At 46.3% G+C, this 9,081-nt stretch carries 6 protein-coding genes; 1 reads left to right on the forward strand and 5 read right to left on the reverse strand.

Translation table 11 applies throughout. The features are described 5' to 3' along the window. The 3 genes from glmS to mgtE form a co-directional block, all read right to left on the reverse strand. Positions 1–1,821: glutamine--fructose-6-phosphate transaminase (isomerizing) (gene glmS / locus ACJ751_RS30010; RefSeq protein ID WP_407749232.1), on the reverse strand; the 1,821-nt coding region annotated here is incomplete at its 3' end. Positions 1,822–2,121: 300 nt separating this feature from the next. Continuing rightward, on the reverse strand, positions 2,122–4,557 hold the full coding sequence (locus tag ACJ751_RS30015) for a prolyl oligopeptidase family serine peptidase (protein WP_407749233.1): 2,436 nt from the start codon (positions 4,555–4,557) through the stop codon (positions 2,122–2,124). Between the two features lie 23 nt (positions 4,558–4,580). Beyond that, on the reverse strand, positions 4,581–5,963 hold the full coding sequence (gene mgtE / locus ACJ751_RS30020) for a magnesium transporter (RefSeq protein ID WP_407749234.1): 1,383 nt from the start codon (positions 5,961–5,963) through the stop codon (positions 4,581–4,583). 155 nt (positions 5,964–6,118) lie between these two features. Here mgtE and ACJ751_RS30025 point away from each other — a divergent pair, with 155 nt between their 5' ends. Next, entirely contained in the window at positions 6,119–6,502 is a 384-nt protein-coding gene (locus ACJ751_RS30025) for an SET domain-containing protein (protein WP_407749235.1), read from the forward strand. Positions 6,503–6,573: 71 nt separating this feature from the next. Here the strand turns inward: ACJ751_RS30025 and ACJ751_RS30030 are convergent, their stop codons facing one another. Both ACJ751_RS30030 and ACJ751_RS30035 read right to left on the reverse strand, forming a co-directional pair. Further along, positions 6,574–8,133: an outer membrane beta-barrel protein gene (locus ACJ751_RS30030; RefSeq protein ID WP_407749236.1), complete on the reverse strand. Its 1,560-nt coding sequence runs from the start codon at positions 8,131–8,133 to the stop codon at positions 6,574–6,576. Next, positions 8,117–8,704, reverse strand: coding sequence for an RNA polymerase sigma factor (locus tag ACJ751_RS30035; protein ID WP_407749237.1), 588 nt, complete (start codon positions 8,702–8,704; stop codon positions 8,117–8,119). The genes ACJ751_RS30030 and ACJ751_RS30035 overlap by 17 nt, the downstream gene beginning before the upstream one ends. Between the last annotated feature and the right edge of the window lie 377 nt (positions 8,705–9,081).

The following is a 9,081-nucleotide window of genomic DNA, read 5'->3' on the forward strand; positions in this document are numbered from 1 at the left end:
AGCCAGGTTTCTTGGCTTGTCAACATCCAGTCCTTTGGCAACGCCAATATAATAGGCCAGCAGCTGCAGCGGAATAACGCTGAGCATAGGCGCAACCAGTTCATCGGCAGGTGGCACAACAATTACATCATCGGCCATTTTTGCAATAACATCGTCGCCTTCCGTGATCACCGCAATTACTTTTCCCTTACGGGCTTTTATTTCCTGAATGTTGCTGATGATCTTTTCGTGGTAAGAGTCTCTGGTGGCCACAAACACTACGGGCAGGTTTTCATCAACCAGCGCAATGGGTCCGTGTTTCATTTCAGCTGCAGGATAGCCTTCAGCATGAATGTAAGAGATCTCTTTCAACTTTAAGGCGCCTTCCAGGGCAATGGGGAAGTTGTAACCACGACCCAGGTATAAGAAGTCCCGGGCGTCTTTGTATTTATAGGCCAGTTGTTTTACATGCTCTGCTTGATTTAACGCTGCTGGTATTTTATCAGGAATATCCTGTAATTCGTTCATTAAATGCAGGAAGCGTTTGTTATCGAGCGTGCCTTTTTCATAACCCAGTTGCAGGGCAATGATGGTCAGTACAGCCAATTGTGCAGTGAAGGCTTTTGTACTGGCAACGCCAATTTCAGGTCCGGCATGGGTGTAAGCACCGGCTTGGGAGATGCGGGCGATAGAGGAACCTACTACATTCACAATACCAAAGATCAATGCGCCCTGCTCTTTTGCTTTTTCAATAGCTACCAGGGTGTCGGCTGTTTCACCACTTTGCGATACCGCAATAATTACATCGCCTTTATTTACTACCGGGTTGCGATAGCGGAACTCTGAAGCATATTCTACTTCAACGGGCACCCGGCACAATTCTTCAAAAATATATTCAGCCAGCAAACCGGCATGCCAGCTTGTTCCGCAGGCAATGATGAGAATGCGGGAGGCATTTTTAAGCACTTCGATGTTGGCTTGTACACCTGCCATGGTAATAGTGCCTTTGGCGGCATCAACACGACCGCGTAAGCAATCGAATACGGTGCTGGGTTGTTCAAAGATCTCTTTCAGCATAAAGTGATCGTAACCACCTTTTTCAATAGCTGCCAGTTCCAGGTCGAGCTGTTGAACAAACGGCGTGATCTTTTCATTACCCAGATTTTTCAGGATCAGCTCATCTGGTTTTATGATAGCCAGCTCATAGTCGTTCACGTATACGACGGTCTTGGTGTATTCAATAATAGGCGAGGCGTCAGAAGCGAGGAAGTGTTCATCGCGGTTCTTACCAATACCAATTACCAGCGGGCTGCCTTTGCGGGCGGCAATCAGCGTATCTGGATTGTCCTGGTCGATGAGGATAATTACATAAGCGCCTGTTACACGTTTTAAAGCAACACGTACTGCTTCTTCCAGGCTGCATTGGTTGTTCTGCTGAATGTCCTCAATAAATTTCAACAGTACTTCGGTATCGGTATCACTGGTAAAAGTGTAGCCTTTTTTCAGCAATTCCCCTTTTAACTGGTTGTAGTTCTCAATGATCCCGTTGTGGATCATGGCCAGTTTACCATTTTCTGATAAGTGAGGGTGCGCATTGCGATCGCAAGGTTCGCCATGGGTAGCCCAACGGGTATGGCCAATACCAATATGGGCATGCAGGTCTTTTCCTACCAATGTTTCTTCCAGGTCGGCTACTTTACCTTTTTTCTTATATACATTCAGGCCGGAATTCAACAGGGCTACTCCGGCGCTATCATATCCACGATATTCGAGTCTTTTTAATCCCTTCAGGATTATCGGGTAAGCTTGCTTATTTCCTATATATGCTACAATTCCGCACATAATTACAGGGTTTAAGTTTTTAAGTTTATTAAGTGTTGAGTCGACAGTGCTTTTAAGTATGAACATAGTTTGTGGTGCCAACACCTGCAAACGGTTGCGCAATATTATCAAAAAAAAGGCCATGCTTTATGCAAAAACATGCAAGGTTAACATACCATTTTGGTGGTACGCTTAACATTTCAGGCTTCATGCTTAACGCTAATACACACAATTCAGGCCTCGCTTCAGTTTCAGCCTTACTACAGGGCTGCATTCAGCGTTGCGCGTTCCGCATTCAGCATTCAATAAAGGAAAAATGGATTACTTTTTTAGCCAGGTTTCAAATAAGCGGAAGATCCTTTTGTACTCGTCTGTCCAGCTTTCAGGTTCTACAAAGCCATGATCTTCCATTGGATACACAGAAAGCTCCCAATTGTCTTTGCCCAGCTCTATCAGACGTTGTGTTAGACGTACAACATCCTGGAAGTGAACATTTACATCAACCATTCCGTGGCAGATCAGCAAATGGTCCTGTAATCCGGAAGCAAAGTTTATGGGCGAACTGCGATGATACGCAATGCTGTCGCTAAAAGGTTCATTTAAAATATTGGAGGTATAACCGTGGTTGTATTGGGCCCAATCGGTAACAGGCCGCAGTGCGGCTCCGGCCTCAAATATACTGGATTTTGTGAATAATGCCATTAAAGTTATAAAACCGCCGTAGGAACCGCCATATACTCCGAGATGTTTGGGATTTACCCCATATTCTTTCACCAGGTAACGGGCGCCGTCCTCAATATCGTCCAGATCCTTACCTCCCATATAGCGGTAAATGCCGGTTCGCCAGTCGCGGCCATAGCCGGCGCTGCCCCTGTAGTCGATATCGAGCACGGTATAGCCATTATCGACCAGCAGGTTGTGGAACATGTATTCCCTGAAATAAGAACTCCACCATTTATGAGCATTTTGTAAATAACCTGCCCCATGTACAAATATCACGGCTGGTTTGCTGGCAGGCGGTTGTGCCGGCCGCATTAACCGCGCATACACTTTTGCCTGATCGCGGGCGGTAAAAGTGACCAGCTCCGGATCGCGCCAGTTGTATGATTTGAATTCCTCGCTTTGCGCCTGGTTGGTTATTTGAACCGGTTTTGTTTTTGCCGTTGCGGGACTATTGGGTTGAAGGTATAATTCCCAGGGTTTATTACTGTAGGAATATAAAATGGCGATCCATTTTTCATCGGGTGAAATGGTAGCCAGGTTTGAACCGGTAAGCGTGGTAAGCCGCTCTGCTTTCCCACCTGTAACAGGCAGGCGGTACAAGTGTTGTTGGCCGGGCTCTACCTCATTGGTGGTGAGGTAAAAATATTTTTTGCCGGGCCCCAGTTCGGTTTTTAGCACTTCATAATTACCGCTGGTGAGTGTTTGCTTTTCTTTTGTTGTAATATTTATTGTATACAGGTGCGAATAACCGGTGGCCTCTGACTGAAACCAGAATGTTTGGTTATTCACCCAGCCCGAATTAAAAACGGGTAAACCATTGGCGCTTGGTCCGCCAATCCAGGCATCATCTCTTTGGCGATCGAGCAGCGAGAGCTTGCCTGTTTCTCCATCGAGCAACAGCAACCAGCGGTCTTTATTGTCCTGCGCCCATGCTTCCATCACGGCATAATCATTGGTGGGCGACCAGTTGATGTTGAAAAAGTTCACCGGCCGCAGTGGCGGGTGCTGGCTTTGTTCTTTATATACAGCGGGATAATCTTTTAAATATTCCGGCAGGTCGCGAATCCCGGGAATAGAATCTGTTTTGATGGCGAACACGGTGTCTTTCTCTGTATCAAAAACAAATAATTCCTGTGCCGGGAGTGGTGCGCCTACTTTAGTGCGCGCCGACAATTCTTCGGTAAACCCACTTTCCGTAACATAACTGGGCACAATCGCTGTTTTACCTGTAGGAGTGGTGCTTAACCGATAGGATATAAAACGGCCATTATTGCTGGTGGACAACATGGACAGGTTTTTACCCTCGAGCGGAATAGTGCGCAACGTTTTTTCTTTGAATAGCTTCAGCATGGAATCGGCCTCGTCTTTCTTTTGTTTGCGCCGTTGTAATACTACTGAATTTTCGAGCGCATCCTGCTGCAGCCAATTTTCCTGTTTATTATTACTAACAGCCGGGCGGTTGGTGGCTGGCGTTGGTTGATTGCCTCGTCCAGTGAAAGCAGGAGTAGATGCGGCAGTCGCAGCTCCGGGTTGAAAATTTGTGAGCTGTGTGGTTTCCCCGGTTTGTACATCCCAGGCCCAGGCATTCTGTTCGCGCGTGTATACTATTTTATGATCGTTAAAGGAAAACTGTGGATTGCTTTCAATGGCCACTGTTTTGGTTATGCGGCGGCGGGCGCCTGTTTTTATATTGGCGAGATAAATATCCCCCTCATAGGCATATACATATTGATCGCGTTGGGCATTGTACCGCGCCTGGTTATCGGCAATAGCGGTGTTGCGAAACGCACCCGTTGATTTTTGCGGTGTAGTAGCGGTGGGCGTAATATAATATAGCGAATCAGTTGCTGCCTTTTCGGGGTTCCAGCTAAACAGCAGGTACTTACCGTCGGCTGTCCATTGCAGGTTGGAAGGAGAGGTGCCCATCCATTTGGGATCGCGCATGATCTTTTCTACTGTTAAGGGAGGGAGCTGACCATTAGTAATAAGGATAAGGGTTGGCTGTAAAAGCAGCAACAACAGTAGTTTTTTCATTTACGAAAATTAATCTAAAATTTTTATAGCAGTATACCGCTCAAAAAAAGGTAAGCTACCGAAAAGTAGATCACCAGTCCGGTTACGTCAACCAGGGTGGCTACAAATGGAGCGGAAGAAGTAGCAGGGTCGGCCCCTAATTTTTTTAAGATGATGGGCAGCATGGAGCCTGATACGGTTCCCCACAATACAACACCTATTAATGAAAAGCCTACTGTACAACCCATTAGCACTGTGTGACTACCGTAAGTATGAAAAATACTGTTCCATAAAACCACCCGAATAAAACCAATGAGCCCTAATATAGCTCCCAGCAGCAAACCGGAAATGATTTCCCGGCGCAGTACCCGCCACCATTCTGAAATGGTGATTTCACCCACGGCCATGGCCTGAATGATGAGGGTAGAGGCCTGCGACCCGCTGTTACCACCGCTGGAAATAATAAGGGGAACAAACAGGGCCAGCACCACGGCTTTGGCAATTTCCTCTTCAAAATAACCCATAGCGGTAGCAGTTAGCATTTCGCCCAGGAACAGCACGATCAGCCAAACCACCCGTTTTTTAAACAGTTTAATGATGGGCATTTCCAGGTAGGGTTCGTCCAGCGCTTCGGTACCCCCGATCTTTTGAATGTCTTCGCTGAACTCTTCGTTGGCTATCCACAATACGTCATCGATGGTCACAATGCCCAGCAGGATGTTTTTATCATCAACCACTGGCAGGGCCACGCGGTTATTCATTTTAAAGGTTTGGTTGGCCACCTCCTGGTCGTCGTTTACATTCAGGGTTATATAACGGTTATCGATAATTTCTTCTACCATTTTTTGTGGGTTAGCCAGAATGACCTCGCGGATCCGGATGTCATCCACAAACTCACCCCGGTCGTTCACTACATAGATCACATCGATGGTTTCACTGTCTTTACCCACTTCTCGGATGTGGTCCAGTACTTCCTGCACCGTCCAGTCAATACCCACCGCAATATAATCAGGGGTCATCAGGCGGCCCACACTGCTTTCGGGGTAGCCGAGCAGAGCCAGGGTCACCCGGCGTTCGTCGGGATCGAGGAGTTTTATGAGCTCTTTTACCACCTCGCTGGGCAGTTCTTCCAGGAAAGAAGTGCGGTCATCTGCCGGCAGTTCATTCAGCAATTCTGCCGTTTTAAAGGGCGGTAATCCCTGGATGATGTCTTTCTGGGCTTGCAGGTCAAGAATTTTGAATACGCTGGAGGCCCGGTGAATACTCATATTGCCAACGATCTGGCTCGAATATTCCGGGAACTCGTTAATGAGCTCGGCTACATCGCTGATGTTCTGGTCGTTCAGGAACTCCCGCATTTGTAACCTGTCTTCCTGCTCTATCAGGTGCAGGAATTGCTCTTTGGCGTTTTCAATTTCCATGCTCATGGCCCCAAATTTAAATCAATAGGCAATAGACATTATGCAATAAGCAAAATAATCATATTGTTCTCAACTGAATGTTATTGCTCCCGGCTAAGCCGGGACTTATTGCCAATTGATATGCCAGTTCGCAGTATCTTGTAACCTAATTTTTCCTTTGCATGATTTTACCTTGCCTGTTTATAGCGCCCACTAACGCGATGGGGCGGGGCGTATTTACCTCAGAAAAGCTAAAGTCCGGTACTGTTATTGAAATAGCGCCGGTGATCGTAATGAGCCAGAAAGACCGCGTACTGATTGACCAGACCTTACTGCACGACTATATTTTTGAATGGGGCGATCATCAGGACCAGTGTTGCATGGCGCTGGGGTACGTACCCGTGTATAACCATTCCTATAGATCGAACTGTGAATATGAAATGGATTACGACAACCACACCATTGCCATTAAAACCGTGCGGGACATCAAAAAAGGGGAGGAGCTATACATCAATTATAACGGCACCTGGAACGATGAAAAAAAGCTGTGGTTTGAGGCAAAATAAAAAAATAGTCCCAGCGGTATCGCCGGGACTCAAACGGTGTTAGTTGTAAAAGTGTGTCCAAACAGACTGCTCTATTTTTTATTGTTGTCTGATCTTTTCGAATGGAGGAAGGGTTTATACTTCAGGGTAAATAAAATACCATAACTGTTCATCCGCATATTGCCCAGGCCCAGATCCCTTAAAGGCACTTTCAAATAAGGTTCGGCCTGCAGTGAGAATCGTTTGCCCAATGAACGTTCCATACCTACCGACAGGTTCCAGATAGAGAACAGATAAGTTGAGTTGATATCATTGCCTACTGGCATCGGATAAGCGGCGCCGCCATTCCATCTGTAATAAACGTCATAGTCTTCTCTATCCATCAGGTAGGTAGAAAGCCCGGTGCTGGCAAACCAGCGCCGTTTATCGTTAAAGGAAAAATCATAACGCACGTTTACCGGGAACTCCCACATAGAACAATTCCCTTCTACCCGGCTGACAGTTCTGTTGTTTGGCCAGAGGTTTTCCTTATAATTGAAATGTGAGCTATCGGTCTTATAGAACTTTTTAGTGTAAATAGCACCGGCATTTACCGACCAGCGGTCAGAGAACCGGTAACCCACCTGCACGCCAAAATTATAACCGGTTTTGTACAATGGCCCAAAGGCTACGGCACTCATATCCAGACCAACCATGAGACCAAATTCCAACGGCTGTTTTATTTTATCATCCTTCTTCTTTTGTTTCACCATTGTTTTGGTAGAATCAACAGCCTGCGTGGCGGCAGTCTTGTTTTTCAGGGAGTCAACCTGCGTGGCGGTGGGTGGTTGAACCGTTGTCACTTCATTATTTGTTTCAACAGGTTTCCCGTTTGTGGCCGGGTCAGCGTTGGTAGTGTGGCTTTCGGGCTCGAATGTACTGGTAGTGTTATTATCGGCTACCGGTGGTATTAATTGGTTATTGTGATTGCTGGTAATACGTGAGCGTTTGCCTTTTTGTTTGGCCGGTTTATATGACCGGTTAGAACCATTGCCAGCTGCTATAGTAGCATAGTTTAAAGAAGCCGGCGCTTTTTGTATGCGTACACGACCCGCTTTTGAACCCTTAGCGGTGGTTGTTTTTTCAACCGGGTTGGTTACGCCTTTGTTAGGGGCGGTTACCCTAGTCGCGGGGGCCGGCTGATTGATTTCTGATTTGCTGAGGGCGCTGCCTGGTTTTGTGTTGGTGGCAGTGGCAATTGACTGTTGGTTGCTGCCTATAGGCAGTTTACCAGCGTTGGGAGCCGCTGTTACAGGTGTTTCGTTGTTGTTGATATCCGGAACAGCTTGATCCTGGGTAGTGTTGGTTGTATGGTTATCGGCCGTTTGATTACCTGGTAAAGGGGATGTTTTTTCAACTGTTACAGCGCTTGCAGCGTTTTTAGCCAGTGGGGCAACTCGTTGATGAGTTAAAATTGCTGTTAAAGCGCCGCCGGTAATGGCGGTGATCAAAAACAGCCACAAAAGGAAGCGACGCCGTTTTTTCTCCTGCGGCATTTCCTTATTGAGGCGCTGTTCCAGATGATCCCACCCGGAAGCGCCTGCTTCCACCTCGAAGTGCTCTGCAGCTTCGCGGCTTAAATGGTCTAGGTTATCGTCATCTAGGGGATACATACGCTTTAATGATATTTTTGTTCTGCAAAAGTTTTCTAAGGTTGTCTCTGGCTTTTGATAAATTGGATTTTGAAGCGCCTACTGAAATACCCAGTGTTTGCGAGATCTCTTCGTGGCTAAGCCCTTCGATCACGAACAGGTTAAAAACTGCCCGGTAAGCCGGCGATAGCATCCGGATAGATTCAATTATCTCTTTATAAGATAACATGTCAATACCGGTTTCACCGTGATCAGCAATGGTTTCCGATTCATGCGTAAGCACATGGCCATTCACGGATGAATTGGTTTTCCGATAATGGTCTATACAGGTATTTATCAGTATTCGTTTGAACCAACCCTTGAGGGAAAGTAAGGTATCTTCCTGCCTGGTCTCATCAAATTGGTGAATGTTCTTAAACAGCTTTACAAACCCTTCATTCACAATCTCTTCGCATTCTTCCATGGCATTGGTATACCGGTAACATATTTTAATAGCAAATCCCCGAAGCAGATTATACAGCTCCTTTTGGCTGTTTCGCTCGTTTTTGCGACAGCCACTCAACAATGAGGAAATGTTTGAGTTATCTAGCAAGGGTGTTGGTTTGCGGGAATGTTTCTTTGCTAACTAATTGTTTTTCATAACTCTATCCCTATTACGAAAGATTAGCTTACCTGGTTGCCTTATCAAGAACAATTATTTCCTGGCCAAAGTTAGAACAGATGGCTTGAATTAGCAATATGATGTTAGTCTCTATCAACCCGTCAACTTGTTAACTCGTCAACTCGTCAACTCGTTAACTGGTCAACTGGTTAACTGGTCAACTGATCAACTACTTCCTCATCATACTAACTGGCGGTTGCCCAATGAACATCAACGTGCCCCGGATATACGCCTGTACCTGGATGTAATCTTTTTGGGGAAGCAGTCCCATCAGACGGAATTCCTGGAAGGTGCCGGCGCTGCTCATC

The organism is Niastella sp., from assembly GCF_045805085.1.
Lineage (GTDB): Bacteria > Bacteroidota > Bacteroidia > Chitinophagales > Chitinophagaceae > Niastella.

Bases quoted from the DNA above. Each gene is read 5' to 3' on its own strand.
- ACJ751_RS30015 (WP_407749233.1), bottom strand. From the start codon at position 4,557: ATGAAAAAACTACTGTTGTTGCTGCTTTTACAGCCAACCCTTATCCTT.
- ACJ751_RS30025 (WP_407749235.1), top strand. From the start codon at position 6,119: ATGATTTTACCTTGCCTGTTTATAGCGCCCACTAACGCGATGGGGCGG.
- mgtE (WP_407749234.1), bottom strand. From the start codon at position 5,963: ATGAGCATGGAAATTGAAAACGCCAAAGAGCAATTCCTGCACCTGATA.
- ACJ751_RS30030 (WP_407749236.1), bottom strand. From the start codon at position 8,133: ATGTATCCCCTAGATGACGATAACCTAGACCATTTAAGCCGCGAAGCT.